Annotated in this window: 23 protein-coding genes and 3 tRNA genes; 17 read left to right on the top strand and 9 right to left on the bottom strand. The window is 40.9% G+C overall.

From position 1 onward, the window contains the following. Positions 1–7 precede the first annotated feature (7 nt). From A2003_RS14845 to A2003_RS14785, 13 genes are all read left to right on the top strand, one after another. Positions 8–676: a ubiquinone biosynthesis accessory factor UbiJ gene (locus tag A2003_RS14845; protein WP_151805442.1), complete on the top strand. Its 669-nt coding sequence runs from the start codon at positions 8–10 to the stop codon at positions 674–676. Positions 677–688: 12 nt separating this feature from the next. Then, entirely contained in the window at positions 689–2,308 is a 1,620-nt protein-coding gene (locus A2003_RS14840; RefSeq protein WP_004916803.1) for an ABC1 kinase family protein, read from the top strand. A gap of 123 nt (positions 2,309–2,431) precedes the next feature. Beyond that, positions 2,432–3,748, top strand: coding sequence for an FAD-dependent oxidoreductase (locus A2003_RS14835; protein WP_039047679.1), 1,317 nt, complete (start codon positions 2,432–2,434; stop codon positions 3,746–3,748). Between the two features lie 25 nt (positions 3,749–3,773). Beyond that, complete coding sequence (locus A2003_RS14830) at positions 3,774–4,154, top strand: VOC family protein (protein ID WP_075316300.1); 381 nt, start codon at positions 3,774–3,776, stop codon at positions 4,152–4,154. A gap of 92 nt (positions 4,155–4,246) precedes the next feature. Further along, positions 4,247–5,014, top strand: a complete 768-nt coding sequence (hisIE, locus tag A2003_RS14825) for a bifunctional phosphoribosyl-AMP cyclohydrolase/phosphoribosyl-ATP diphosphatase HisIE (RefSeq protein ID WP_004958631.1) — start codon at positions 4,247–4,249, stop codon at positions 5,012–5,014. Positions 5,015–5,023: 9 nt separating this feature from the next. Then, the gene (locus A2003_RS14820) at positions 5,024–6,526 is read left to right on the top strand and encodes a UvrD-helicase domain-containing protein (RefSeq protein WP_262578854.1); all 1,503 of its coding nucleotides are present in this window, start codon (positions 5,024–5,026) and stop codon (positions 6,524–6,526) included. 24 nt (positions 6,527–6,550) lie between these two features. Next, entirely contained in the window at positions 6,551–7,933 is a 1,383-nt protein-coding gene (locus A2003_RS14815; protein ID WP_262578855.1) for an AAA family ATPase, read from the top strand. Positions 7,934–8,185: 252 nt separating this feature from the next. Further along, the gene (locus A2003_RS14810; protein WP_286687571.1) at positions 8,186–11,029 is read left to right on the top strand and encodes a monovalent cation/H+ antiporter subunit A; all 2,844 of its coding nucleotides are present in this window, start codon (positions 8,186–8,188) and stop codon (positions 11,027–11,029) included. A 1-nt stretch (position 11,030) separates the two neighbouring features. Further along, on the top strand, positions 11,031–11,399 hold the full coding sequence (locus A2003_RS14805) for a Na+/H+ antiporter subunit C (protein ID WP_004876507.1): 369 nt from the start codon (positions 11,031–11,033) through the stop codon (positions 11,397–11,399). Beyond that, positions 11,399–13,210: a monovalent cation/H+ antiporter subunit D gene (locus A2003_RS14800; RefSeq protein ID WP_151805440.1), complete on the top strand. Its 1,812-nt coding sequence runs from the start codon at positions 11,399–11,401 to the stop codon at positions 13,208–13,210. Before A2003_RS14805 ends, A2003_RS14800 begins: the two co-directional genes overlap by 1 nt. A gap of 1 nt (position 13,211) precedes the next feature. After that, the gene (locus A2003_RS14795) at positions 13,212–13,739 is read left to right on the top strand and encodes a Na+/H+ antiporter subunit E (protein ID WP_286687570.1); all 528 of its coding nucleotides are present in this window, start codon (positions 13,212–13,214) and stop codon (positions 13,737–13,739) included. Beyond that, complete coding sequence (locus A2003_RS14790) at positions 13,736–14,011, top strand: monovalent cation/H+ antiporter subunit F (RefSeq protein ID WP_004916826.1); 276 nt, start codon at positions 13,736–13,738, stop codon at positions 14,009–14,011. The genes A2003_RS14795 and A2003_RS14790 overlap by 4 nt, the downstream gene beginning before the upstream one ends. A gap of 11 nt (positions 14,012–14,022) precedes the next feature. Further along, positions 14,023–14,403, top strand: coding sequence for a Na+/H+ antiporter subunit G (locus A2003_RS14785; RefSeq protein ID WP_005403578.1), 381 nt, complete (start codon positions 14,023–14,025; stop codon positions 14,401–14,403). Between the two features lie 64 nt (positions 14,404–14,467). On the opposite strand, the gene A2003_RS14780 is transcribed toward A2003_RS14785, so the two are convergent. The 9 genes from A2003_RS14780 to tpiA form a co-directional block, all read right to left on the bottom strand. Then, positions 14,468–14,869 (bottom strand): ribosome-binding factor A, encoded by a 402-nt coding sequence (locus A2003_RS14780; RefSeq protein ID WP_004916834.1) that lies wholly within the window; start codon positions 14,867–14,869, stop codon positions 14,468–14,470. Beyond that, positions 14,869–17,583 carry a translation initiation factor IF-2 gene (gene infB, locus A2003_RS14775; RefSeq protein ID WP_004957499.1) on the bottom strand — a complete coding sequence of 905 codons (2,715 nt, stop codon included), beginning with the start codon at positions 17,581–17,583 and terminating at the stop codon, positions 14,869–14,871. Before infB ends, A2003_RS14780 begins: the two co-directional genes overlap by 1 nt. A 10-nt stretch (positions 17,584–17,593) precedes the next feature. Then, complete coding sequence (gene nusA / locus A2003_RS14770; RefSeq protein WP_004916840.1) at positions 17,594–19,078, bottom strand: transcription termination factor NusA; 1,485 nt, start codon at positions 19,076–19,078, stop codon at positions 17,594–17,596. A 37-nt stretch (positions 19,079–19,115) separates the two neighbouring features. Beyond that, positions 19,116–19,640, bottom strand: coding sequence for a ribosome maturation factor RimP (gene rimP, locus A2003_RS14765; RefSeq protein WP_286687569.1), 525 nt, complete (start codon positions 19,638–19,640; stop codon positions 19,116–19,118). 198 nt (positions 19,641–19,838) lie between these two features. After that, positions 19,839–19,915: transfer RNA gene (locus tag A2003_RS14760), tRNA-Met, on the bottom strand. 85 nt (positions 19,916–20,000) lie between these two features. Next, positions 20,001–20,077 (bottom strand) — tRNA-Met (locus tag A2003_RS14755). Positions 20,078–20,120: 43 nt separating this feature from the next. Further along, positions 20,121–20,205: transfer RNA gene (locus tag A2003_RS14750), tRNA-Leu, on the bottom strand. A gap of 57 nt (positions 20,206–20,262) precedes the next feature. Beyond that, positions 20,263–20,592, bottom strand: coding sequence for a preprotein translocase subunit SecG (gene secG, locus A2003_RS14745; RefSeq protein ID WP_004916847.1), 330 nt, complete (start codon positions 20,590–20,592; stop codon positions 20,263–20,265). A gap of 12 nt (positions 20,593–20,604) precedes the next feature. Continuing rightward, positions 20,605–21,396, bottom strand: a complete 792-nt coding sequence (tpiA, locus tag A2003_RS14740) for a triose-phosphate isomerase (RefSeq protein WP_286687568.1) — start codon at positions 21,394–21,396, stop codon at positions 20,605–20,607. 345 nt (positions 21,397–21,741) lie between these two features. Here tpiA and pilB point away from each other — a divergent pair, with 345 nt between their 5' ends. From pilB to coaE, 4 genes are all read left to right on the top strand, one after another. Next, positions 21,742–23,466, top strand: coding sequence for a type IV-A pilus assembly ATPase PilB (gene pilB / locus A2003_RS14735; protein ID WP_004958615.1), 1,725 nt, complete (start codon positions 21,742–21,744; stop codon positions 23,464–23,466). 24 nt (positions 23,467–23,490) lie between these two features. Beyond that, the gene (locus tag A2003_RS14730) at positions 23,491–24,720 is read left to right on the top strand and encodes a type II secretion system F family protein (protein WP_151690733.1); all 1,230 of its coding nucleotides are present in this window, start codon (positions 23,491–23,493) and stop codon (positions 24,718–24,720) included. Positions 24,721–24,732: 12 nt separating this feature from the next. Beyond that, positions 24,733–25,593: a prepilin peptidase gene (locus A2003_RS14725; RefSeq protein ID WP_286687567.1), complete on the top strand. Its 861-nt coding sequence runs from the start codon at positions 24,733–24,735 to the stop codon at positions 25,591–25,593. A gap of 1 nt (position 25,594) precedes the next feature. After that, the coding region (gene coaE, locus A2003_RS14720) for a dephospho-CoA kinase (RefSeq protein WP_286687566.1) at positions 25,595–26,074 on the top strand (480 nt) is incomplete at its 3' end.

Below are 26,074 nucleotides of genomic sequence, written 5' to 3'. Positions count from 1 at the left end.
TTAAGATATGTGGTCGATTTTAGCACTCGGTGCAGTCGAACGTATCATTCATCATGTGATTGATTTGGATGCGATTACGCGTATCCAACTGAATCAATTACAAGGTCAACTATTACGAGTTGTGATCGATAGTCCACAACTCTCAGTTGATGTTTTCTTTGATGAAAATAAAGTTCGTCTAGAACCCACTGTCACTGGACAGAGTCAAACTCCTTCTATTTTTGAGCAGCGCCCTTTCGATCATCAAAATAAGATCACCGATGCCACTGCAACCTTACATGTTGCAAACGTGATTGAACTGATTCGACTTTTGCTGAGTGATATGGATCAAATCGGTAATATTCCTTTACAGGGTGATTATCATTTATTGCAAGATATCCAGCGCATCATGCAACAGGCGGAACCTGATCTCGCTGCACATTTATCCCCTTGGATTGGTCCACAACTCGCACATGAGTTAGGAAAAATTCAGCTTGCGCCTCAGCAAATAAAGCGCTCGTTGCAAAGTCATTTGTTCTTTGTCGAAGATACACTTAAAGAAGATAGTGGTTTGTTTGCGCCACGTTGGCAAATGGATGATCTGAATCGAGAAACTCGTCAGCTCAATCAAGAAATTGATCGCTTAGAAGCAAAATTTCAGCAATTAAAATCTCAGTTTAATCCCACACAAGACTAGGTAAAATTCCATATGATTCCGCATATTACACGGTTACTCGAACTCTGGCGTATTGCAGCACATTACCGCCTTGACACCTTGTTTCCTGCGGAAGAGTTACCAGTTAAAGCACGTCATGCATTAAACATCATCAAAATGCATCCTGCGGCGTGGTCAAGTCGTGAGAAAAAGAATCCACTCAAGTTAAAAGAAGCCCTTGAGGATATGGGGCCTTTGGCCATTAAACTTGGGCAATTGCTTTCGACTCGCCGAGATTTGATCCCGCCTGAAGTGTTATCACAATTGGTTTTATTACAAGATCGTGTAAAACCTTATGACACACAATTGGCGAAACAGCGCATTCAAGACTCATTAAAAGCAGATATTTCAACACTATTTCTACGTTTTGATGAACAACCGCTTGCGGCTGCATCGATTGCACAAGTCCATACTGCGGCTTTGCACGATGGACGTGAAGTAATCGTTAAAGTCACTCGTCCTGATATTCGCAGTCAAATTTTGCAAGACTTTGAGATTTTGGCATGGTTGGGCGATTGGCTAGAAAACCGTTTAGAAGCTGCGCGTGCGCTGCACTTATCTGAAATCATTCAAGATTATCGCCAAATTATCTTAAATGAACTTGATCTAAGTCTAGAAGCAGACAACACTCGCCGCATGCGTCATTACTTTACTGGCTCAAGCATGATGTATGTGCCAGAAGTCTACATGGACAGTAAAGATGTGATGGTCGCAGAACGCATCACTGGTGTTCCAATTTCAGATACCGCAACTTTTGATCGTCTAGGCATGGATCGTGCTGATTTGGCTGAAAAAGGTTTAACAATTTTCTTCACCCAAGTATTCCGTGACAACTTTTTCCACGCTGACATGCATCCTGGTAATGTGTTTGTGGAAACAATTAACCCAAGTAACCCACGCTTTATCGCGTTGGACTGCGCCATTATGGGTGAGTTGTCAAAACATGACCAAATGACCGTAGCGCGTATGTTACTTGCTGTCATGAACAGTAACTTCATGCAACTGATTCAGATCGTACATCAAGCAGGTTGGATTCCACCTGGTACTGACCAAGATGCTTTATCTCGTGAGATGCGCCGCACTGTAGGCCCAATGGTCTCAAAACCAATGGATCAATTAGATTTCGCAGGTATTTTGATTCAAGTCATGGATATTGCGCGTCGATTCCATTTAGAAATCCCACCGCAACTGATGTTGTTGTTGAAAACCTTAGTCCATGTAGAGGGCTTAGGAACTGATCTTTACCCTCAACTTGATATTTGGAAATTGGCAAAACCGATTTTGACTGAATGGGTCAAAGCCAATATGAACCCAGTTAAAAATATCAAAGAGATTGGACAACAAATCCCAGACTTACTTTTGGGTGCTCAGGATTTACCAACTTTACTCATTGATAGTTTGAATGGTTTAAAAAACCAGTCGGCATGGCAAGACAAACAACTGCGCGAAATACAACAAATGCGTTTGCAAATGCAACAGCAACAACGTCGTAGCTGGATGTTTGGCAGTACGATGTTGATTATGTTAACGATCGCAATTATAAGCCCTTGGTTTGTTTCGATCATTCTGATCGTCTTAAGTAGCCTTTTGGCACTGTGGCGGATTGTGAAATAAGTTCCAAAGCCCTTGTACATACAAGGGCTTTTTTATAAGTCAGTTTTTTAATCTTTTTCAAAATATAGATATCAGTTAAGATCAGGACTAGATCAATATACAAATACTTTAAAAGAAAAAATAATGAAAACACCTCATTTTGCAATTATTGGTGCAGGCACTGCAGGACTCGCCACCGCGATTCTACTTGCACGCGAAGGTCATCAAGTCACGATCTTTGAACACGTTGATGAACTCTCTCCTGTTGGTGCTGGTTTACTTTTACAACCTGCTGGCTTAGCTGTTTTCGAACATCTTGGAGTACTTGATCAAGCATTGAAATTAGGTGCAAAAGTCACGGGTTTAGAAGGTCAACTTGCAGATAAACGTCTATTGGTGAATAGTCATTACCACCAAGCTGAGGCTCATCATTTTGGTCTTGGTATTCATCGTGCCACCTTATGTCACGTCTTAACTGAAAAATTGGCTGAATATTCGAGTCATGTCACTTGGAGAATGGGACATCGTATCGACGGACTTGAGGAACTACAAAGTGAAGTTCGAATCTTTGGCTCATGCAAACACCAATTCTTCGATGATTGTTTTGATGCGGTACTGATTGCCAACGGTGCAAGAAGCCAACTTCGCCCTAAAGCATGGGTTAAAATCGATCAACCCTATCCTTGGGGAGCTGCATGGACAATCGTGCCTGAATGCTTAAGCTTGAATCCTGAGATTCTGCATCAATTTTATGATCGCTCTAACATTATGATGGGAATATTACCGACAGGAGCTATTCCTGCAGCACCACAACAACGGCTTTCAAGTGTGTTTTGGAGTTTACCAACATCGCAACTGCAATCTTTCTTAAAAGATGAATCTGCAAAGCAGCTATGGCTAAAACAAGTTTCAGATCGCTGGCCAGATGTGGCTGAGTGGTTCAGTCAACTTTTATTAGACCAGCAAAATCAACCGCAATGGTTATCAGCTCAATATCGTGATGTGGTGATGTCAAAATTTGGTCAAGGTCGAATCGGGGTCATCGGTGATGCAGCACATGCCATGAGCCCTCAGTTGGGACAAGGCGCCAATATGGCACTGTTAGATGCATGGGCTTTTTCGCAATCATTGCGCCTCGCTCGGAAGAATCAGCACATTGATTGGTCGATATTATGGCAACACTATCATCAACATCGCCGCTCCTCGACTCAGTTCTATCAATTTCTCAGCCGTTTACTGACACCTCTTTATCAATCCAATCACTGGTGGGCAGGTAGTTTACGTGACTTAATTTTCCCGTGGATGTATCAAATCCCCTATTTTCGTAAAGAAATGGCAATCACCATTTCAGGCTTAAAAAAAGGACCTCTTCAACAAATGAGTTATCAGCAAATTGCTGAGTATCAACACCATGAAAATCGTTTGATTACAAACAATCAATCCTTACCTGAATGTGAATAAAAAAATAAAGAGAGTTAAATTAAATATGAAAATTAGCCATTTAGACCATTTTGTTTTGACCGTTGCTAATATTGAAATCACCTGTCAGTTTTATCAATCAGCCCTGAATTTTGAAGTCATTACTTTTGCCGAAAACCGAAAAGCCCTGCAATTCGGCAATCAAAAAATCAATCTACATCAAGCTGGTAAAGAATTTGAACCTAAAGCATATCGTCCAACCGCAGGATCGGCCGATTTATGTTTTATTGCGGAAACACCACTCCATGAAGTGATTGCGCACCTTCAGGCACAGCACATTAAAATCATTGAAGGTCCAATCGAAAGAACAGGTGCGATGGGAAAAACCCTTTCGATTTATTTTCGTGATCCAGATCAGAACTTGATTGAAATCTCAAACTACCTTTAAAGCCTGATCCATGACTTTTTACCCAACAAGCATAGCCAACCTAAGCCACAAACGCTACACTAACGGCTTTCCACTCAATGGATTTTTCACTCATGTCAAACTGGTTAGATGAAGTTAAATTTGATTCCAATGGTCTTGTTCCTGCCATTGCACAACATCATCAAACTGGTCGAGTGTTAATGGTTGCATGGATGAACCGTGAAGCATTACAACTGACGGCTGAAAAGAATCAAGCGGTGTATTACTCACGTTCACGTCAAAAATTATGGCACAAAGGCGAAGAATCTGGACACTTCCAAACAGTGTATGAAATCCGTCTAGATTGCGATGCTGACGTTATTATTCTACAAATTGAACAACATGGTGGTATTGCTTGTCATACAGGTCGTGAATCTTGTTTCTATCGCAAACTGACCCCTCAAGGTTGGGAGATTGTAGATGCTCAGCTGAAAGATCCAACGGCGATTTATGGCGCATCAGCGAAAGTAGAAACTCACGAGCATAACCACAGTGAACAAGTCGATGTACTTGCGTATTTAGGTCGCTTGATGCAAGAGCGTAAAAATGCTGCCGCAGATAGTTCTTATATTGCGAGCCTCTACAAAAAAGGCATCAATAAAATTCTAGAGAAAGTCGGTGAAGAAAGTATTGAAAGCATTATTGCAGCTAAAGATTATGCCGCACTCGCCTCTCTCGAAAACAAACATGACCTCATTTATGAAGTTGCCGATTTATGGTTCCACAGTATTGTCATGTTGGGCTATTTCGATCTTGATCCGCAAGAAGTTTTAGATGAACTTGCTCGCCGTCAAGGTCTATCTGGTTTGGTTGAAAAAGCAAATCGTAGCAAAGAAGCGTAATTAGAGCCTGTGTCAAATCACGAGAAACCCAAAGCTACCTACGAGCAAGCGATTGCCATAGATAATGCTCGTTTAGGACAATCATTTAAAGTGATTGCGTATGCTGGCACAGGTAAAACCACGACATTACAAATGATTAGTGATGCCATGCCTGAACGGCGTGGTATGTATTTGGCATTTAACAAAGCCATCGCATCTGAAGCGCAAAATAAATTTCATGGCAATGTGAATTGCAGAACCTTTCACTCACTTGCTTTTCGCAGCGTGCCTCGTGGCGTGACTGATAAATTACGCTTACCACGTTTAAGCCCAAGTTTTATCGCTAAAGAATATCGTCTTGAGCCAATTACATTGCGTCGTCTTATGGGTGGACGTTATGAAAAATATGTACTGATGCCTAGTCGACTTGCGAGTTTAGTGGCAAATGCGGTCAGTTATTTTTGCTCGACAAGTTCGCAATATCCTGCGCCTCGTCATATTCAAGCACCTAGCTGGTTGCACCAAGATGATATTGAGTCGTTACAACAACACCTTTACCCTGCAGTAGAAAGACGTTGGTTAGAATCGATTGATCCAAATCATCAAGCAGGTATTGGGCATGACATTTATTTGAAATTATGGGCTTTATCAGAACCCAATATTCCAACAGATTATGTCTTGTTTGATGAAGCACAAGATGCAGATCCTCTGATGCTTGGCATATTACTTCGTCAAAAAAGCACCCAAGTGATTTATGTAGGTGATGCACATCAGCAGATTTATGCATGGCGTGGTGCAGTCAATGCAATGCAGCAAATGCCCTTACATGAAAGTCGCTTGACGACTTCATTCCGTTTTGGTGATGCGATTGCTGATGTGGCGAACTCCATACTAGGTGCGTTGAATGAAACTGTCCCTTTACTCGGCAATCCAAATGTTAAGTCCAATGTCGTCAACAAACCGCACACCAAAATGCGCGATGCGATTCTATGTCGGACGAATGCACGAGCGATGGAGTTATTACTTTCAGGTTTAGTCCATGGTGATAAAGTCAGCTTACAAGCTGATCACCAAAAACTGAGTCGTTTTGTTGATGCTGCCAGTTTACTCAAACAAGGTAAACGCATCACCGATGTACCAGAGCTTGCTTGGTTTAACTCATGGCATGATGTACATGAATACTGTGAAACGAATGATGGCAGTGATATCAAACCCTTAGTGAAATTAGTTGATGATCATGGGACTGAGCCACTCAAACGCGCTTTAGCTAAAATCACCCCGATTGAACAAGCTGATTATGTCATTTCAACCGCTCATAAAGCTAAAGGCTTAGAGTGGAATCGCGTGCAAATCGAAGATGACTATCAATTTAAAATAAATGGCTTGGAACATAAAATTACAGATGAAGAGCTGAGATTACTTTACGTTGCGTGTACACGTGCTAAAGTAAGTCTAAATATTCATCATCTATATGACTTAATACAACAATTAAAACGATGCGCTCCCTCAACTCTTCGCCAGTCCGCAGGATAAAGCGCTCAGGATTGAGGTGAGCTTATGCAACTCGAGTCGGTTCAATTTAAACATGTCGGAATGTTCCGAGATTTAACTGTTGAATTTCACCCTGCACAACGCCCAATTACCTTAATCCTTGGGGATCAGGCGACAGGCAAAACCACAGTTTTAAAAAATATTTACCAAGCCCTGACTTGGTTTTCAGCACGTTTCAAAGATATTCGAACCGCAGGCGTAGTGATCTCTGATCAAGATATTATGCTGACTCGACTTCAAGCAAAAGTTCAAGTCAACGTTAGAATCAGTTCTGAGTTAAATGGTGCTCTTGCTGAAAGTAGTTCTGCTCTAGAAACAGATACGCATAGTTGCTCATGGAAATTATTTAAAACATTTAATAGTCAAGGCGTTGGTATCAGTCAGGTTGAAACTCAACAGCTAGATCAAGTGGTGAATCTTTATCAGAAAACCAGCCTGCAAGACCCTTTATTTGGTTTACCCCTGATTGCTTACTACCCTGCAGAACGTTTCGTCCAAGAAGTCAATCTACAAAGCAAAAATGTTCCAGGTATTCTGCAAGAAATTGCGGCATATGATTTAACAGCACTCCCCTACACAACCTTTGCCCGTTTTTTTGAATGGTTACGAGAAATCAGTGACGTGGAAAATGCGCACTCAGCTCATATTGTTCGACGCTTAATGGGGAATGATTTCAAACAACAAAATCAGTCTGAAATTTTACAGCAGCTTCAACAAGAACTTGCTAATCATCCCAAACAACTATCTGCACCAAACTTATATGCTCTGAAAAAAAGTCTACATACAGTTTTTCCAGAAGTTACTGATTTATTTATACAATATGTACCAAAACTGCAATTGATGGTGCGCTACAAAGAGCAACTCATTCCATTTCAACAATTATCAGCCTCCCTCAAAACATGGATCGCACTGATCGGTGATGTGACACGTCGCTTATGTTTACTTAACCAACATTGCTTCGATCCATGCTTAGAAGGTGATGGGATTTTATTAATTGATCAGGTTGATCATCAACTCGATCAAAACTTCTCAGCAGAAATTCTACAGCGACTACATCTTGCATTCCCTAGACTACAAATCATCGTAACAGGCAACCGAGATGAGCTTTTAGAACATGCGCTTGATTATCAATGTTTACGTTTGGATGCCAACGAAATCTACGAAATCAATCTTGCACAATCTCAAAACCAACTCTCGCAACTTTATAATCAACTGGTATGGAGTGAAGGAACTAACGTTGCTCAAACGCATAATTTGTTAGAAACAGAAACCCTTGTAAGTAAAGTGGATGAGTTATTTCATCAAATACTGGAACTTAATCCACAAGAAAAAACTGATTTATTCAATCTGTTAAAAATAGATGATACCCCTCAAGAGACTTCACTTTAATTGATTGTTTTGGTGAACGATTTTTGGCTTTTGAGTTGCTAGAATGTTGTTACTTCATGTAATACCATCGGGTTTTTATTGATGTTTTATAGTAAGATAAAACTCATTTTTTATTTTCAAGTTGTGCAATACAACTTGCTGCCTCCGTTAACTTGATTGGGTTTCGAGATTTGAAACTTTGGCAATCTCTTTGAATGCCTGTGAATCTTGGAAGAAAATTCACCCTTAGGTCCTTTGATCTAAATCATCGACATGGATACCAGTGTGCTACCGATTATTATCTTATTACCGCTTATACTCGGCACCACCCTTGTCTCACAGCTGCAACGTTTTTCACGTGGTGTGACGGCACTAGGGGCGATAGGCATTAGCCTGAGTTGTTTTTTATTACTGCTAACTCAAGCAGAAACGGTTCTTCAGGGCACACCGCTCGTACAAAGCTGGGACTGGCTTCCGCAATTTGGGATCAATCTAAGCTTTCGTTTAGATGCTTTAGGTTTATTGTTTAGTTTACTGATTAGCGGTATCGGTACACTTATTTATATTTATGCCTATTATTATTTAAGTCCTAAAAATTCGTTAGCTAAACTGTATCAACTTTTGATGTTGTTCATGGCAGCGATGCTCGGGATTTCACTCTCAAACAACTTGATGATCCTCTTAGTTTTTTGGGAGCTTACCAGTATTTCATCATTTCTTTTAGTGGGTTACTGGAGTCAGTACGATGCTGCTCAACGTGGCGCACGTATGGCACTCACCATTACGGGGATGGGTGGATTAGCGATGCTAGGCGGATTTGTTCTTTTGGGGCAAATTACCGGGACCTATCAAATCGATCAACTGGTGTTGATGAAAAATGAAATTCAACAACATGCCTTATTCGTTCCGACACTATTATTAATTTTATTAGGTGCATTTACCAAAAGTGCCCAGTTTCCATTCCACTTTTGGTTACCGAATGCGATGGCTGCACCAACGCCTGTTTCTGCATATCTACATTCAGCGACTATGGTAAAAGCAGGTATTTTTCTACTTGCTCGTTTAGCACCTATTTTTATTGGTGCTGCGCTTTATCACAATATCGTAACTTTTGTTGGTCTGTTTACCTTGTGTATGGCAGCAGGTTTCGCGATTTTCAAAGAGGATCTCAAAGGTTTATTGGCTTATTCAACAATTAGTCACTTGGGTTTAATTGTTTGTTTACTTGGTATTGGTTCTCCTCTTGCTGTAGCAGCCGCAATCTTCCATATCATTAACCATGCCACCTTCAAAGCTGCATTGTTTATGCTAGCTGGCATTATTGATCATGAAAGCGGCACGCGAGATTTACGCAAGCTTAGTGGTCTTTGGCAATTATTACCGTTCACTGGCACATTAACTATGATCACAGCTGCCTCAATGGCAGGAGTTCCACTGACCAATGGTTTTATTTCCAAAGAAATGTTCTTTACCGAATTGCTCGCTAATTTGTCAGGACCCGTGCTGGTCATTTCAGCTATCGTTGCAACTTTGGCCGGCATATTTGCAGTCAGTTACTCGATTCGCCTAGTTCACGGGGTGTTCTTCGACGGCGAGCTTGGAAATCAAGTGCCAAATAAAGATGCGCATGAACCACCTTTAGGTATGCGTTTACCTGCAATTTTTCTTGCGACTTTATGTATTTTAGTCGGTATTTTCCCTGCCCTTCTTGCAGGTACGATGGTCAACAGCGTGACACGTGCCAGTCTCATGCAACCAAATTTTGAAGGGACACATCTCGCGATTTGGCACGGTATTAATGCTCCATTGCTAATGAGTGTGGTTGCATTAATTGGCGGGGCAATTTTCTATTTTAGCCTCGCCAAAGATGGTCGCATTCGTAAAATCGATTTAGATCCGTATTTAGGCAAGTTTCAAGGAAAGATTTTATTCGAGTTATTCCTTAAACATTTATTATTGAATAGCCGCAAACTTAAGCAAAAAACTGAAAATGGTTCATTACAAAGCTATTTGCTCTGGATCGTTTTGTTCAGCATCATCATGGTCGCCTTACCTTTGTTCAATCAAGGCTTAACCACTGGTACTAGAGAACTTACACATGCACCTTGGATCGCAATCGTTCTTTGGCTTACTCTATTCTCAGCATGTTGGATGATGCTGTGGTTCCATCATGAACGTATCAAGGCAGTGTTAATCAGCGGAGCCGTTGGTTTAGTCGTGACTATGGTTTTCGTGACTTTATCTGCTCCAGATCTTGCATTAACTCAGATCACAGTTGATGTTGTCACCACTGTATTGCTTCTCATGAGCCTATCATTACTTCCGCAATTAACGCCATACGAATCAAGTCGTCCTCGTCGTTGGCGTGATGCAAGCTTGGCAATTGCTGGAGGTTTTGGCATCGGTTGGATTACATGGTTAATCCTAACCAGAGACCATAATTCTATCTCTTGGTTCTTCTTGCAACAGTCAATTCCATTAGGCGGTGGCTCAAATGTTGTCAACGTGATCCTCGTTGATTTCCGTGGATTCGATACTTTTGGGGAAATTGCAGTACTTGGTATTGCTGCAATCGGTGCCCTATGTCTAATGGATGGTATGCGTGCTCATGGTACGACCATGACGCAAGGTCTTAGCTATCGTTTTAATCCGTCACCGTTAATGTTACGTATTACTGCTTCGTGGGTACTTCCTCTCGCACTAGTGGTTAGTGTTTATATTTTCTTGCGTGGTCATAACTATCCTGGTGGTGGTTTTATTGCAGGATTGATTACTTCGATGGCATTGATTATTCAATATATCGTTTTAGGTCAAGATCAGGCAGAACAAATGATCAAAGCTAAATCTGGTCGCCTTTATGAGGTATGGATTGGTTCTGGACTCACGATTGCAGGTTTAACAGGGATTGCCGCGTGGTATTGGGCACGTCCATTCTTGACCAGTGCTCATATTTATGTTGAGCCTCCGCTTCTAGGCAAAATGCATTTAGCTTCAGCGGCTGCATTTGATTTAGGCGTATACATCACTGTTGTGGGTGCCACGATGCTGTTAATTTCAGTTTTAGGTGACTCTCGCCACTCAAGTATGTCGGGTCCAATCCCAAGTGGAGATAAATAAAATGGTAAGTATTGAATTTTTACTCGCATCGGGAATTGGATTACTGACTGCAACAGGCATTTATTTGATTTTGCGTGCAAGGACATTTCCTGTCGTTCTTGGACTTGCCATGATTGGTTATGCAGTGAATTTATTTTTATTTGCAATGGGCCGCTTACAAGTCAACGCGCCTGCTATTTTAACTGAAGCAACCAAAGTAACCGACCCACTTCCTCAAGCATTAGTTTTGACAGCAATTGTAATTGGTTTTGCAACAACCGCATTTATTGTGCAATTGGCGTTACGCAGTCGTTATGAGTCTGGTACGGATCATGTTGACTCCAAAGAGGAACCAACCTTGACATATGACCCACGCGAGGATGAGCCATAATGTTCAATTTTTCAAATTTTTGGCTAAGTCACGCTCCAATTTTTAGTATTTTAATTCCTGCATTTACAAGTTTCCTTCTATTAATTTTAGGAAATCCTGGTTCTGGTTCTTTAAAACAAGATTGGCGTCAACCATGGCGACGGAGTATTAGTTTAGGTTCAGTCACTTTGGGGCTGATTACTGCAGTGAGCTATTTACTGTTAGCGAGCACAGGTCAGATAACGGTTTATCAACTCAGTGAGTGGTCTGCACCTTTTGGTATTGTTTTAGTCTTAGATCGACTTTCAGCTTTTATGCTGGTATTAACTTATGGTTTGGCGCTCCCTGTACTTTGGTATGCCAGTGATAATTGGGATACTCGTGGTCGCTATTTCCATGCAATGTTCCACTTCCTACTCATGGGATTATCTGGTGCATTCTTAACAGGTGATTTGTTCAACCTATTCGTATTTTTTGAAATCTTGTTGATGGCATCGTACGTATTATTACTGCATGGTCAAGGTCGTCCTCGCTTTCAACTTGGCGTTCATTACGTCACGATTAATTTACTTGCCTCGGCGCTTTTCCTCATCGGTTTAGGCATGATCTATGGCAGCGTCGGTAGTTTAAACATGGCTGATGTCAGCCGTCTTGTCCCTACCCTAGACAATGATCAGCACAAACTCGCAATTGCTGGTGGTTTTTTGTTATTCGTTGTCTTTGGTATCAAAGCCGCAATGTTGCCCGTGGGTTTTTGGCTACCGAAAACATATGCTGTAGCGAGCACGCCTGTTGCAGCGATTTTCACAATCATGACCAAAGTAGGTATCTATGCCATATTACGTGTCAATGGAACGGTATTCGATGACGCAATGGCAAAAGACATCTTAAAGCATGTCTTACTGGTTATTGGATTAATTACATCTCTATATGGTGTAATTGGTGCACTTGGAGCAGATCGCTTACGTCGTTTTGTTGGGTTTATGGTGCTATCGTCAATTGGAACATTACTGATTGCGATCGCTATGCTAAACACCCAAGCTTGGGCAGCAGGTCTTTATTATTTAGTGCATAGTACATTAATCGCTGCAGCATTTTATCTATTCTGTGGCTGGATGACTTCACAACGTGGCGAGTTTAAAGATCATTTAAAAATCGCACCAAAAATAAAGCAAGAAAAAGCAGCTGCATTTACCTATTTCACCATCGCACTTATGATGGCTGGATTACCTCCGTTTAGCGGTTTTTTAGGTAAAGTCTTTATTCTTCAAGCAACAGCTGAAACAGCTTATCAAGGTTGGATTATTGCTGTGATTCTAGTTGTCAGCTTACTGAGTATCATCGCATTAACACGTGTAGGTTTTATTCTGTTCTGGCGAGCGACCTCACCTGAAGACAATCCTGATGAAGCAGCATTTGTTACTTATCAAGATTTACCTGAAAAAGCACCTAATCGTAATGACACCGTGATTTATGTCATTTTATTCGGCTTGATGAGTTATGTCGTTTTTGCTGCCCCAGTACAAAATTATATGACTGCGACTGCACAGCAAATTCAAAATCATGCACTTTATAATGAAGCAATATTAAAACTTGATGATCAAGGTCGCCCTATTAGCGTACAACCTTATGATCCTAGCTATTTGCCAGAAACGAAATATGGTGGTGAAGTAGAAGATCATAATGCGCTGTTGATTCCAAATGTGATTTCTAAACCAACATTGCAAGGTGAGCACATTTCGGAATACAAACAACGTCAGATTGCAGAGCAAACACTTGAAGCACCAACAATTCCAAATGCCAGTCAATTAAAACCAATGGAGGAACACTAACATGCAAAAAATCACTTTGCTTGATCGGTGGTTTCCACACCCATTTGTTTCATTTATGGTATTTCTCAGTTGGTTAATGTTGTCAGGAAGCGTTGAACTATCGACATTATTTCTAGCTACCTTGTTAGCCATTATTATTCCGCGATTAGTACGCCCTTTTATCGCACGCACACCACATATACATTGGATACCTGCTATCAAATTATTGTTTGTTGTGTTTTGGGATATCGTGATTTCAAACTTTCGTGTTGCACGGATGGTGCTTGGACCGATAGATCACTTACAACCTAAATGGTATCGAGTACCGCTTGAAACGGAACATGAAGAAGTTAATACATTACTGGCGATGATCATCACCACAACACCAGGTACAGTTTCAGCAGGTATTGATCAAGAGCGAGGTGATATTCTAGTTCATGCACTCAGTTCAGATAATGCAGAAGTTGATATTCAAGAAATCAAAAATAGATATGAAACACCTTTATTGGAGATTTTTAATGTCAAGCCAATGCAAGGAGTAGAACAATGACAATCTTGCCTTATGCTCTTGGTATTTGCTTAATTGCGATTACGATCTCTATGTTTCTTTGCCTAATTCGCTTAATCATAGGACCATCAGTGATTGATCGATTATTGGCGTTGGATACGCTTTTCCTGAACGCGACTTGTCTAATTATCGTTTTAGGTGTGTATTGGGTCAGCACGAATGTCTTTGAAGGCGCACTACTGGTTGCCATGTTGGGCTTTGTGTCAACTGCGGCTCTTGCTCGTTACTTTACAACGGGTCATGTGATCGATTAAGGAGATATATCATGCAATTTGTTTTTGAAATAATTATTTCCTTCTTTTTGATTTTTGGTGCGTTTTTTATGCTGGTGGGTTCCATCGGCATGATTCGTTTACCTGATTTATTTATGCGCCTACACGCACCCACAAAATCAAGCACACTAGGTTTAGGTAGTTTTTTAATTGCAGCTATGGTATTTGGAGCGACTCAAGGTCGTTTCGGTTTTGCTGAATTATTGATTACTTTATTTGCCTTTATTACTGCCCCAGTATCTGCAAATTTAATGGCACAAGCTGCAATTCATTTACGTTTGCGTTCAACCAGTGGTGATGTTCCAGAAGCTTTAAATCGTCCGCTACCGTGGCAACGTTATCGTCGTACAGCAAATAAAGAAGATCAGAACTAAATCTTGTGATTTAAACAATATATTCTCATCGTAAAAAAGCCACCCGAAGGTGGCTTTTTTAAATTTATTCTTTATCTTCTTGCCCTTGTTCAGGCAGATCCTTGACAGCTTCCGCGATCAAACCAAACATGTAGTTACCATATGCATTGGTTTTATCATAATGGAAACGCAATCTAGGGGTAATACGTGTCTTAATACGACGACTTAGCTCATGACGCAGGAAACCAGATGCTTTATTTAATACATCTAAAGTTTCTTTATTTGCTGCTTCACTTTGCTCATCACCAAGCTCACGCCCCATCACGGTTACATAAACTTCAGCATATCCTAAGTCAGCACTGACTTTGACCGCAGAGATGGTCACTAGACCACCTAAGCGTGGATCTTTAAGCTCCTGACGGATCAACTCTGACAACTCACGTTGTACTGAATCCGCCATGCGCTTTAAGCGTTGGCTACCCGCCATTAAAGACTCCGTTTAACCAATTGAACATCATAAACTTCGATTTTATCAAGTTCTTTGATGTCGTTATAACCTTTAACCGCAAGACCACATTCCATACCAGCACGAACTTCTTCTACTACATCCTTATAACGACGTAATGACTCAAGCTCACCTTGGAATACAACCACATCATCACGTAAGACGCGGATTGGTTTGTTACGGTGGATTACACCTTCCATTACCATACAGCCTGCAGCAGCACCAAACTTACTTGAACGGAACACTTCACGAACTTGAGCAACACCCAAGATTGTTTCACGATGTTCAGGAGCAAGTTTACCGCTCATTGCTGCTTTCACGTCATCAATTAATTGATAGATAACGCTGTAGTAACGAATGTCGATACCATCTTGGTCAGATTTTTGACGCGCTGTGTTATCTGCACGAACGTTAAAGCCTAATAAAACAGCTTCAGAAGATTCTGCAAGAGTAACGTCAGATTCTGTAATCGCACCAACACCTGAACCAATTACACGTACTTTCACTTCATCAGTAGATAACTCATCAAGTGCAACATGTAATGCTTCTAAAGTACCGCGTACATCAGTCTTAAGTACAACATTCACAGTTGGAACATCTTTCTTACCCATAGACGCCATGATGTTTTCAAGACGCATAGAGCTTGCACGTTCAAGACGTTTTTGACGTTCACGATCTGCACGAGCATCAGCAACTTCACGTGCTTTCTTCTCGTCATTTACGACTAGAACTTCATCACCCGCCATTGGTGCTTCAGGTAAACCTAAAATTTCAACTGGAATTGATGGTCCAGCCGAAGTAATACGTTGACCATTTTCATCAGACATCGCACGTACACGGCCATAAGATGAACCAGCCAATACAAGATCACCAATATTCAAAGTACCGTTTTGTACTAGAATAGAAGTAACTGCACCACGACCTTTATCAACACGCGCTTCAATTACTACACCTTGTGCCGCGCCTTCTGCTGAAGCTTTAAGCTCCATCAATTCTGCTTGGATCAAGATAAGGTCAAGTAAGCTATCGATACCAGCACCTGAATGCGCAGATACTTTCGCAACTGGAACATCACCGCCCCATTCTTCAGGCACGATACCTTTTGTAGTCAACTCATTAAGTACACGGTCAACGTCAGCTGATTCTTTATCCATCTTGTTGATTGCAACAATGATCGGCGTACCCGCTGCACGAGCATGATCAATCGCTTCCGCTGTTTGTGGCATTACACCATCATCAGCAGCAACAACTAGAACTACGATATCTGTTGCTTTCGCACCACGAGCACGCATAGACGTAAACGCTGCGTGTCCAGGCGTATCTAGGAAAGTAATAATACCTTTCTCAGTTTCAACATGGTAAGCACCAATGTGCTGAGTGATACCACCCGCCTCGCCAGCTGCCACTTTAGAGCGACGAATACGATCTAATAATGACGTTTTACCATGGTCAACGTGCCCCATAATTGTTACAACAGGCGGACGAGTTGTTTGCTCACCACGTGCTTCTTCAGCAGCTTCAAGTAAGTTGTCTTCCGCTTGAGTATCAGAAACTAGAACTGGATTATGACCCAACTCTTCGACGACAAGTACAGCTGTATCTTGATCGATTGCTTGGTTCTGAGTAACTAACTCACCCATTTTCATGAGTGTTTTGATTACTTCACGGACTTTAACTGCCATTTTTTGAGCAAGATCAGCAACAATGATTTTCTCACCGATCTCAACATCATAAATCTGCTTCTTAACAGGTTTTTCAAAACCATGTTTATTCGCTTGGCTCGTTTTCAAACCACGCTTGTGATGGCTCTTACTGAAACTTTGCTCTGCTTGAGCATCGCCACCACGACCGCTTTTCTTACCAGCACGCGGATTTGCAGTTGCACCACCACGTTTGATTTCACGGTCTTCTTTGTTGAATGAATCTTCATATGCTTGACCAACAAGACCAGCAGCTAAAGGAGAGTCATCAATCACGCGAATCGTAGTCGTAGCATCATCATTTGAATATTTTGATGCCATTTTACGCATTTGCTCAAGTGTACGCTGTTGTGCTTCTTCAGCAGCTTTACGACGTACAGCTTCTTCAGTAGCTTTTAACTGAGCCGCTTGAGCTTCACGAGCTTTTTTCTGTTCTGGCGTTTCTGTTGGCTTAACAACAGGTGCTTTAATAATCTTGTCGCTGTTACGTTTTTTAACGACAACAGCTGTTTTAGCTGGTGCTTGTGTTGAACTGTCAGAAGTATGCTCTGCACGCATTGCTTCTAAAGTTGCATTAGCTTTTTGCTCAGCACTATCACGGGCTTTCTGTTCAGCTTCAACACGTGTTTTTTGTTCAACACGTACTTTCTGATCAGCTTCAGCTCGCGCTTTTGCTTCTGCTGCAAGTAACTCAGGGCTCGGTTTCGCAAATACTTGTTTTTTGCGCACTTCAACATTAATGTTTTTAGCTTTACCCGATGTACTTGTTACTTTAGCAGTACTCGTTGTTTTACGTTTCAACGCAATTTTTCCTGTGTTACCACTTTCCTGACCGTGTACTTTTTTCAAATAATTGACCAAAGTATCTTGCTGTTCAGTGGTAATGATGTCATCTGCTTTACGCTGTGGTAGACCTGCATCGCGAACCTGCTCTAGGAGTTTCTCTACAGGACGTTCTACGCTGAGCGCTAACTCTTGAATCGACTTGTCCGTCATCTATTATCTCCTAATTAAACCATGATTCACGTGCTTTCATAATTAACTGACCTGCTTTGTCATGACCTAAACCTTCGATATCTGAGATATCGTCAGTCGCTTGGTCAGCCAAATCATCAATCGTAATCACACCACGCGCCGCCAATGCATATGCAATCTCAGTCGTCATACCTTCCATACCGAGAAGTTCTGCACTTGGCTCTTGAATATTTTCTTGCTGTTTTAACGCATCCGTTAATGCAGCTTCTTTCGCACGACTTTGTAACAATTCAACTAAATCAGCCTCAAGCTCGATTTCATCAAATGTTTCAGCTGGAACATAAGCAATTTCTTCTAATGAAGTAAAGCCCATCTCAACCAATGCCATTGCTAAATCTTCATCAATATCAAGACGAGAAACAAACATATCGAGATATTGTTGAGCTTCATTTTGCTGACGAGCACGATACTCTTCTTCTAACATCATGTCGAGTTTATAACCCGTCAATTCAGATGCCAAACGAACATTTTGTCCTTGTGAACCAATCGCACGCGCCAATTGATCATTGGTCGCAAAAATGATGTCTGCACTGCGTGCATCTTCATCTAATACGATACCAGATACATCTGCTGGCTCTAAAGCACTTGCGATATATTGCGCTGGATCATCAGACCACACCACAACATCGATACGCTCACCATTTAACTCTTGTTGTACTGCTTGAATACGTGTACCACGCATACCAATACAAGCACCAACAGGATCAATACGGTGGTCGTTAGTTTTCACTGCAATTTTAGCACGAACGCCTGGTTGACGTGCTGCTGCTTTAATCTCAATGATTTCTTCTGAAATTTCAGGAATTTCTTTTTTCATCAATGCAATCAGCATTTCTGGACGTGAGCGAGACAACAAAAGTTGTGCGCCACGACCTTCACGATTCACGCTATATAAAATTGCATTGATACGTTGTTTAGGACGCAAAATTTCTTTATGGATCGTTTCTTCACGCGCTAAATAAGCTTCTGCGTTATCGCCCAGATCAATGATAAAGCCATCTTTCGTTTGCTTTTTCACTTCACCGTAAATCAACTCGCCGACTTTCGATTCATAAGCATCAGCAACCAATGCACGCTCAGCTTCACGAATCTTTTGTACAATCACTTGTTTTGCGATCTGTGCAGCAATACGACCAAACTCGATTGACTCAACTTCAAGTTCGCGCACATCACCAATCGACCATTTCGATGGATCTACATCTGAAATTGCATCTTGGCAAGCTGGCATTTCATGATCTTCGTCCGCAACAACAGTCCATTGACGGAAAGTACGGTAATCACCTGTTTTACGATCAATCTCAACGCGAAGTTGAGCTTCTTCTGAATGTGTACCTTCGTAAAACTTTTTCTTCGTTGCTGCAACAAGGGCTTGCTCTAACGCTTGGAAGATCGCTTCACGACTAACACCTTTTTCATTACTAACCGTTTCTGCAACGGTAAGAATTTCGCGGCCCATAAGTCACCTACCGATTTCTTATAAAATTAAGTTAATATTAGTCTTGATAGATTAAATTTGCTTTATCAATGTTATTGCTATCAATTTCAAGCATGTGTTTACCTTCCACTTCAACTTGGATCAGTTCATTTTCCAAATCTACAGAAAGTAATTTCGCCTGAAACTTACGACGGTTTTCGACGGCAGCAATCAAACGTAAAGCCACTTGTTGTCCAATATATGCTGGTAATTGATTTAATTGGAAAAATGGTCGATCCCAACCAGGCGATGATACTTCAAGAGCATATTCACCAGAAATCGGATCATGAACATCAAGCATTGCACCCACTTGTTGTGTAACGAGTACACAATCTTGAACGCCAATACCACGCCCTTGTTCTAATTCACCATCTTCATTCAGAATAGGTTCTGCGTTCTCATCGACAGGTTTATCGATATAAATACGTAATAAAGAACGCTTTCCTTGTGGAAGGAATTCAATCCCCCACAGATCTACACCACACGCAGCTACAGCTGGCGCGATAAGATCATGCAATGCTTGAGATTTATTTGATAATTTCATTTACTCTCGTCGCTCTCATGCGAGCCAATCAATCTTAACCGTATAGTGAAGCACGACTATTTGACCAATTGATGTCGAACACTACACGATAGCTAAACAACCAATAAAAAAGGGCGTAAATCGCCCCTATGTTACACAGAAAAGCATTGCCCACTGTGCAAAAAGGCCCACCTTATTGTGAGCCTCTTTTAAGAAACTTGGTAGCGGGAGCTGGATTTGAACCAACGACCTTCGGGTTATGAGCCCGACGAGCTACCAGACTGCTCCATCCCGCATCAACGTGCAAAAATTATATACAAATATGAAAAAAAGTCAATTCAAGTTTTCATACTTGCTTGATTAAGTTGCACCTTAATCAAATGGTAGCGGGAGCTGGATTTGAACCAACGACCTTCGGGTTATGAGCCCGACGAGCTACCAGACTGCTCCATCCCGCATCAACAAAACACTGCATACACCAAACTTACTGGTTATTAAGTTTGGTGCGGAAGGGGGGACTTGAACCCCCACGCCCGAAAGCACTACCACCTCAAGGTAGCGTGTCTACCAATTCCACCACCACCGCAGCTTTGTGGGACGCATTCTATTCGTTTAAAGCGAAAAAGAAAAGTCCTAAATCAACTTATTCAGTTGTTTTTGGCGCGTTTGATGAAGTTTCAGACGATGAGGCAGGAGCTGTTGTCGTCGTTTGAACTGATTTAAGCGTATATGCATCTGTCGTTTGTTTTTTAGCAAACACAGCCAAGGTCAAACTAGTTACAAAAAATAATGCAGTAAAAATAGCAGTTAAACGGGTCAAGAAGTTACCTGCACCCGAAGCACCAAATACTGTGGCAGCACCGCCACCACCAAAAGATGCGCCAGCTTCAGCACCCTTACCTTGTTGTACAAGAACCAAAGCAATAATCAAAATTGCCAAAATGATATGTACAACGAGTATAAAACTATACATTTCTATTCCTCGTTATTTGCTTTGAACAAAAGCTTTTGCGATTTGGAAGAAGGATTGCGCATTGAGTGATGCACCACCAACCAGAGCGCCATTAATATCTGGACATGCAGCTAATTCAACAGCATTCTCAGCTTTCACACTTCCGCCATACAAAATAGCAATATTTGCTCCGAAAGGTGTGATTTGTTTTAAACCTTCACGAATTTTTGCATGCATCATTTGCGCATCAGCAGGAGAAGCAGTCTTTCCAGTGCCAATCGCCCAAATCGGCTCATAAGCGACCACAATATGCTGCCATTGATCAGGCTTCACAATCGCTGCGATATCACAAATTTGTTGTAATACAACTTGTTCAGCAGCGCCCTGCTCGCGCTGCTCTAAACTTTCACCAACACAATAAATCACAGTCAATCCTGCATTTAAAGCATTGTTGAGTTTAGCCTTGATGATTTCTACATTATCACCAAATAATTCTCGACGCTCAGAATGTCCAATCAGTACAAATTCGATTTGACTATCTTTTAGCAATTCAGCACTGACCTCACCCGTATACGCCCCTGTGCCAGCAATTTTGGAAACGTCCTGAGCGACCGTATAGATTGTTCGATTAAATTCAGCTAAATGTGCTTGTATATTTGTAAGCGCAATCGATACTGGAGAAACACCAATATGACATGCCGCTTGAGAAATAGGTTCCTGTTGTAATAACAGTTTAAATTCTTCTATTAATTTTAAAGCGTCAGCATGCATTGGATTCATTTTCCAATTGCCAACAACCCAAGGGGTAATGGTCGAATTCGACATACTCCGCCAACCTACGAATAAATTCTAAAAAATGCTGCATATTTTACACAGTTTTTTAGAAAATTCAGTTTTTTTATATCGTTTGAATTTAAAGCAGTGACTATGGGATGAAAAAGAGTATTATCAGTTTAACCAAAGTGGATTTTGTTGGCTGAGACATTTATTTATTCAAAACATCATAACTACAAGTTTATGATAAAAATAAATTTGCAAAAGATTCGATCAGTTCAAAGTTTTAAAGCTTAATCAAGTCAAAAACGACACTTTCAATGGTAGTAATTTTACGTAACGAAAGTATAATTTTGATATATAGCTATTATAACCATATTGTCATAAGGCGGACAGATGTCAGGAATACATACGTCTCCAAAATTTTCGGGGTTTATTCGACGCATAGTCGATGATGGTCACATTGCTGCATCAAATATGCAGAGTGCGATTGATGCTGCAAAAAAAGCACAACAAGATATTGTTGCTCACTTAATTGAACATCATCGTCTATCACCTCTGACAATTGCGGAAAGCATATCTTTAGAGTTTGGTGAGCCACTCTTTGATCTTGCTGTATTTGATACAGCTCTATTACCTCGTGAAATAACTGACAGCAAACTGATTCAAAAACATCGTGTTGTTCCACTCATTCAACGTGGTCAGATTTTGTATGTTGCGACCAGCAACCCGACGAATATTGATGCATTAGACGCAATCAGGTTCAATACCAAATTGAATATCGAACCTGTGATTGTTGAGCACAATAAACTCGAAAAACTGATTGATCAGCAATTTGGAGATAGCGGCAGTTTCGATTTTGGGGAAAATGACGACTTTGATTTAGATAATGTTGATGTTGCAACGACTGATACAAACAACACGACTGAGGATGAGGATACAAATAATCAAGAAGAATCTCCTATCGTAAAATATATCAACAAGTTATTGATTGATGCGATTCGCATGGGAGCCTCTGACTTACATTTTGAGCCTTATGAAAAAATGTATCGCGTGCGTTATCGTGTGGATGGTGTACTCAGACAAATTGCTAACCCACCATTACAACTCGCAACTCGTTTAGCCTCGCGCTTAAAAGTCATGTCTCAAATGGACATTTCTGAAAAGCGTATGCCTCAAGATGGTCGTATCAAACTAAAACTCTCTAAAACTAAAGCGATTGATTTTCGTGTTAACTCACTTCCAACTTTATTTGGAGAGAAACTGGTTCTTCGTATCTTAGATCCTTCAAGCGCAATGTTAGGTATTGAAGCCTTAGGCTATGAGGATGAACAAAAAGAACTCTTTATGAGTGCATTAGACAAGCCTCAGGGTATGCTTCTGATTACAGGTCCAACAGGCTCAGGGAAAACTGTATCGTTGTATACAGGTTTAAATATATTAAACACAGAAGATACCAATATTTCGACCGCAGAAGATCCCGTCGAAATTAACTTAGAAGGTATTAACCAAGTTAACGTCAACCCTAAAACAGGTTTAACTTTCTCAGCAGCATTAAAAGCTTTTTTACGTCAAGATCCTGATGTCATCATGGTCGGTGAGATTCGTGACTTGGAAACAGCTGAAATTGCAATTAAAGCAGCTCAAACAGGTCACATGGTGATGTCGACCCTACATACCAACAGCGCTCCTGAAACACTCACACGATTACGCAATATGGGGGTTCCCTCTTTCAATATTGCAACTTCTGTTAATCTCGTGATTGCTCAACGTTTAGCTCGTCGTCTATGCTCGGAATGTAAACAACCTATCGAGATTCCTAAGCAGAGCCTTTTAGAAATGGGCTTCACTGAACAAGATTTAGCTAACCCAGACTTTCAAATTTTTCAACCTGTCGGCTGCGATGCTTGTCGTGAAGGATATAAAGGGCGTGTCGGTATTTATGAAGTAATGAAAGTGACACCCGAGATTTCCAAGATTATTATGGAAGATGGAAATGCATTACAAATTGCAGCAGCATCTGAAAAGGCTGGTTTCAATAATCTACGCCGTTCTGGTTTAAAAAAGGTCATGCAAGGGATCACCTCTTTGCAAGAAGTTAACCGAGTAACAAGTGAATAAAATCAATAAAAAGGATTAATGGTCATGGCAGCGAAAAAAGCGCAAATGATGCCTACTTTTGCCTATGAAGGGGTCGATCGTAAAGGGGCAAAAATTAAAGGGGAACTTCCAGCACGTAATATGGCTTTAGCAAAAGTCACATTACGTAAACAAGGTGTGACGATTAAAAACATTCGAGAAAAACGTAAAAATATTCTCGAAGGTTTTATGAAGAAAAAAGTAACGACTTTGGATATCACGGTTTTCACACGCCAATTAGCAACAATGATGAAAGCGGGTGTACCATTAGTACAAGGCTTTGAAATTGTTGCAGAAGGTTTAGAAAACCCATCTATGCGTGAGGTCGTATTAGGATTAAAAAGTGAAGTTGAAGGTGGTAATACTTTCGCTGGCGCTTTAAAAAAATACCCTCAATACTTCGATACCTTATTTTGTTCACTCGTCGAATCAGGGGAACAGTCGGGTGCTCTTGAGACTATGCTAGATCGTGTCGCGGTATATAAGGAAAAAAGTGAGTTACTCAAACAAAAAATTAAAAAAGCAATGAAGTATCCGATTACAGTGATTGTAGTTGCTGTGATCGTTACAATTATTTTGATGGTGAAAGTAGTCCCTGTTTTCCAAGATCTGTTTAGTTCATTTGGTGCAGACTTACCCGCATTTACCAAAATGGTTGTCGGTATGTCTCAATGGATGCAAGAATATTGGTTCATTCTAATTATCGTTATTGGTGCAATTATTGCTGCATTTCTAGAAGCTAAAAAACGCAGTAAAAAATTTAGAGATGGCTTAGATAAACTTGCTTTAAGACTGCCAATCTTTGGTGATCTCGTATATAAAGCAATTATTGCTCGCTACAGTCGTACACTAGCAACAACATTTGCGGCGGGCGTTCCATTAATTGATGCGCTTACGTCCACAGCAGGCGCAACCAATAATGTCGTTTATGAAGAAGCCGTACTTAAGATTAGAGAAGATGTTGCAACTGGACAACAACTGCAATTTGCTATGCGTGTTTCAAACCGCTTCCCTGCGATGGCAATTCAAATGGTCGCCATTGGTGAAGAGTCTGGTGCGCTTGATTCAATGCTAGATAAAGTCGCAACACACTATGAAAATGAAGTCGACAACGCAGTTGATGGTCTAACTTCGATGATGGAACCATTAATCATGGCAATCCTAGGTATTCTTGTTGGTGGTTTAGTTGTCGCTATGTACCTTCCAATCTTCCAAATGGGTTCCGTTGTCGGTTAACTTGGTGTCTAAATGCTTTCTGTTTTTACTTATTTTATTGAAAATCCAACTGCACTTTACCTTGCAGTTGGATTAATCAGCCTGTGCATCGGCAGTTTTTTAAATGTTGTGATCTTTCGCACTCCAAAAATGATGGAGCAAGAATGGCATCAAGAATGCCAAATGCTTTTACACCCTGAACAGCCGATCATAGATCAGAGCAAGTTAACATTAAGTCAGCCAGTTTCAACCTGTCCTAAGTGTCAAACGCCAATTAAATGGTTCCAAAATATTCCTCTTATTAGTTGGTTAGCACTCCGTGGTAAATGTGGCACTTGCCAGAATCCAATTAGCATTCGCTACCCGCTGATTGAACTACTTACTATGATCTGTTCATTGATCGTTGTGGCAGTATTCGGTGCAACAATTCAGATGCTGTTCGGCTTAATTCTAACGTGGACACTTATTGCACTCACTTTTATTGATTTTGATACACAATTACTACCTGATCGATTTACGCTACCTTTAGCAGCATTAGGTCTAGGTATTAATACTTTTGCAATCTATACAACGGCTAGTGCTGCGATCTGGGGCTATTTAATCGGTTTTCTATGTCTTTGGATTGTGTATTTCCTATTTAAAATCATCACCGGCAAAGAAGGCATGGGCTATGGAGATTTTAAACTGCTTGCCGCCCTTGGTGCATGGATGGGTCCGATGATGTTACCCCTCATCGTATTACTCTCTTCTATGGTAGGTGCAATTATTGGTATTATGCTGATGAAAATGCGCGGTGAAAATCAACCTTTTGCATTTGGTCCTTATATTGCAATTGCTGGTTGGATTGCCTTTCTATGGGGTGAGCAAATTATGAAAGTGTATCTTGGGGGTTAATATGACATTTATCTTGGGGATTACGGGTGGTATTGGGAGTGGTAAATCTGCTGCAACCCAATGGTTTGAGTCCCAAGGTATTGTTGTAATAGATGCAGATATTGTTGCTCGAGAAGTCGTAGCACCAAATCAACCTGCTTTAAAAGAAATACACCGTGCTTTTGGAGATTGGGTTCTATTAGAAGATGGAACTTTAAATCGTCGAGCCTTGAGAGAACATATCTTCAGCCATCCTGAAGCACGTATGACATTAGAAAAAATCACACATCCCGCTATTCGCCAATCTATCATTCAACAATTACAACAAGCTGAAAGCCCCTATGTCATTTTAGTCTCACCGCTTTTGTTTGAAACTAATCAACATGAACTTGTTCATCATACTTTATTGATCGATGCGAGTGAGCACATTCAACTGGAACGCGCAAGTCAACGAGATGGGCAAAGTGAAGAGCAAATTCGTCATATTATTGCAGCACAAATG

It is taken from the genome of Acinetobacter sp. GWC1_38_13 (assembly GCF_001767535.1).
Classification (GTDB): Bacteria; Pseudomonadota; Gammaproteobacteria; order Pseudomonadales; family Moraxellaceae; genus Acinetobacter; species Acinetobacter junii.
This window is presented reverse-complemented; position numbering and strand designations above follow the sequence as displayed.

Bases quoted from the DNA above. Each gene is read 5' to 3' on its own strand.
- A2003_RS14840 (WP_004916803.1), top strand. From the start codon at position 689: ATGATTCCGCATATTACACGGTTACTCGAACTCTGGCGTATTGCAGCA.
- A2003_RS14830 (WP_075316300.1), top strand. From the start codon at position 3,774: ATGAAAATTAGCCATTTAGACCATTTTGTTTTGACCGTTGCTAATATT.
- A2003_RS14725 (WP_286687567.1), top strand. From the start codon at position 24,733: ATGCTTTCTGTTTTTACTTATTTTATTGAAAATCCAACTGCACTTTAC.
- A2003_RS14815 (WP_262578855.1), top strand. From the start codon at position 6,551: ATGCAACTCGAGTCGGTTCAATTTAAACATGTCGGAATGTTCCGAGAT.
- rimP (WP_286687569.1), bottom strand. From the start codon at position 19,640: ATGAAATTATCAAATAAATCTCAAGCATTGCATGATCTTATCGCGCCA.
- tpiA (WP_286687568.1), bottom strand. From the start codon at position 21,396: ATGTCGAATTCGACCATTACCCCTTGGGTTGTTGGCAATTGGAAAATG.
- A2003_RS14730 (WP_151690733.1), top strand. From the start codon at position 23,491: ATGGCAGCGAAAAAAGCGCAAATGATGCCTACTTTTGCCTATGAAGGG.
- A2003_RS14800 (WP_151805440.1), top strand. From the start codon at position 11,399: ATGTTCAATTTTTCAAATTTTTGGCTAAGTCACGCTCCAATTTTTAGT.
- A2003_RS14790 (WP_004916826.1), top strand. From the start codon at position 13,736: ATGACAATCTTGCCTTATGCTCTTGGTATTTGCTTAATTGCGATTACG.
- A2003_RS14810 (WP_286687571.1), top strand. From the start codon at position 8,186: ATGGATACCAGTGTGCTACCGATTATTATCTTATTACCGCTTATACTC.
- hisIE (WP_004958631.1), top strand. From the start codon at position 4,247: ATGTCAAACTGGTTAGATGAAGTTAAATTTGATTCCAATGGTCTTGTT.
- secG (WP_004916847.1), bottom strand. From the start codon at position 20,592: ATGTATAGTTTTATACTCGTTGTACATATCATTTTGGCAATTTTGATT.
- A2003_RS14780 (WP_004916834.1), bottom strand. From the start codon at position 14,869: ATGGCGGGTAGCCAACGCTTAAAGCGCATGGCGGATTCAGTACAACGT.
- pilB (WP_004958615.1), top strand. From the start codon at position 21,742: ATGTCAGGAATACATACGTCTCCAAAATTTTCGGGGTTTATTCGACGC.
- A2003_RS14805 (WP_004876507.1), top strand. From the start codon at position 11,031: ATGGTAAGTATTGAATTTTTACTCGCATCGGGAATTGGATTACTGACT.
- A2003_RS14785 (WP_005403578.1), top strand. From the start codon at position 14,023: ATGCAATTTGTTTTTGAAATAATTATTTCCTTCTTTTTGATTTTTGGT.
- A2003_RS14795 (WP_286687570.1), top strand. From the start codon at position 13,212: ATGCAAAAAATCACTTTGCTTGATCGGTGGTTTCCACACCCATTTGTT.
- A2003_RS14845 (WP_151805442.1), top strand. From the start codon at position 8: ATGTGGTCGATTTTAGCACTCGGTGCAGTCGAACGTATCATTCATCAT.
- nusA (WP_004916840.1), bottom strand. From the start codon at position 19,078: ATGGGCCGCGAAATTCTTACCGTTGCAGAAACGGTTAGTAATGAAAAA.
- infB (WP_004957499.1), bottom strand. From the start codon at position 17,583: ATGACGGACAAGTCGATTCAAGAGTTAGCGCTCAGCGTAGAACGTCCT.
- A2003_RS14835 (WP_039047679.1), top strand. From the start codon at position 2,432: ATGAAAACACCTCATTTTGCAATTATTGGTGCAGGCACTGCAGGACTC.